Raw genomic sequence first — 1,478 nt, forward strand, 5'->3', positions numbered from 1 at the left:
CCGGGCACATCATTGTGCCGTCGGCATAAAAAGGGGACTCAGCAAACCGAGGCGCTTGGCCGATCGCGCGGCGGCTTCACCACCAAGCTCCACGCAAGGTGCGATGCCAGAGGCTTGCCCCTCGGCTTCGTGCTGACACCGGGGCAAGCGCACGATGTGCAGGGCTTCGCACCGCTGTTCCGCATGATAACTGACCGGATCGAGGCCTTCCTGGCTGATCGGGGATACGATGCCGATGCGATCCGCGAAGAGATTGAGGCGGCGGGCGTCGAGGCGGTGATCCCGGCCAAGGCGGGCCGGCGTAATCCCGCCGCGCATGATCGCGCGAAATACAAGTGGCGCAACCTGATCGAGCGACTGTTCAATAAACTCAAGAACTGGCGACGCGTTGCGACCCGCTACGACAAAACCAAGGAATCCTATCTCGGCTTCGTCGCGCTCGCCTCAGTCAAACTCTGGATACCCTTTGTCCACGAAACCTAATTTCTTTGTTCGCCTTCGTTCTGTACCTAGCTGTGCGCTTGCTCCTATTTCAGGTGGAGCGAAGGGCCACCGAGGCCGCCATAGCGACGCGCGCGAAGGAACAATCGATGCTGATCGAAAGCATTGACGGAATCGTTCCGCTACGACTTTCCAACAAGGAACAAGGACGGTTCTCTCGCTGGCAAAACAAACTCAGCGAAAGCCTCAACGCCGGGGTTTCGGAAGAGCGGGTGCGAATATGGCAGGAAACGTCGAACACCCTGATCGTTCAGCTCGAAACCATTATCGTAGTAGCTCTGGCTGTTGGCCTCGTTCTCAACGGACAGTTCACCGTCGGGATGATTTTCGCGTTCGTAGCCTACAAAACCCAATTCATGCAAAGCGCGTCAAAGCTCGTCGACAAGTTCATGGAGTTCCGGATGCTGGGTCTTCATCTCGAACGAATTTCTGATATCGCGTTCGCGACGAGAGACATCAGTTTTGATTTCCCTGGCACCCAAGAACAGGAACTTCGGGGTGAGATAAAGCTTACCGATGTCGATTTTCGGTTCTCAGATGCCGATCCGCTTGTTCTCAACTCAGTTTCACTCTCGATCGCTGCGGGCGAGCACGTGGCCATCAAAGGTCCTTCGGGTTGCGGTAAATCCACGCTCGCGAAAATCATGTTGGGTCTTCTGGAGCCCACTTCTGGTGCTGTCGCAATAGATGGAACGCCCATTCGAGAATTTGGCTATCAGAGATATCACGAGAAAATTGCTGCCGTCTTGCAGGACGACGTTTTATTCTCTGGTTCGATCGCCGAGAATATCGCTTTATTCGAGTCCAGTGTGGACCTTGATCGCATTCGCGAGGCTGCTGAAGTTGCGGCCATCGCAGAAGACATTGATCGCATGCCAATGCGTTATGAAACCTTTATCACTGAAAGGGGCTCAAACTTGTCTGGTGGACAGAGACAGAGGCTCTTGCTTGCGCGGGCGCTTTATCAAAAGCCCAGT

At 54.9% G+C, this 1,478-nt stretch carries 2 protein-coding genes; both read left to right on the forward strand.

Translation table 11 applies throughout. From position 1 onward, the window contains the following. On the forward strand, positions 1–483 hold a 483-nt coding region (locus tag A3736_RS16525; RefSeq protein ID WP_156501916.1), incomplete at its 5' end, for an IS5 family transposase. A gap of 53 nt (positions 484–536) precedes the next feature. After that, positions 537–1,478: ATP-binding cassette domain-containing protein (locus A3736_RS01435; protein ID WP_233999150.1), on the forward strand; the 942-nt coding region annotated here is incomplete at its 3' end.

It is taken from the genome of Erythrobacter sp. HI0063 (assembly GCF_001635685.1).
Lineage (GTDB): Bacteria > Pseudomonadota > Alphaproteobacteria > Sphingomonadales > Sphingomonadaceae > Qipengyuania.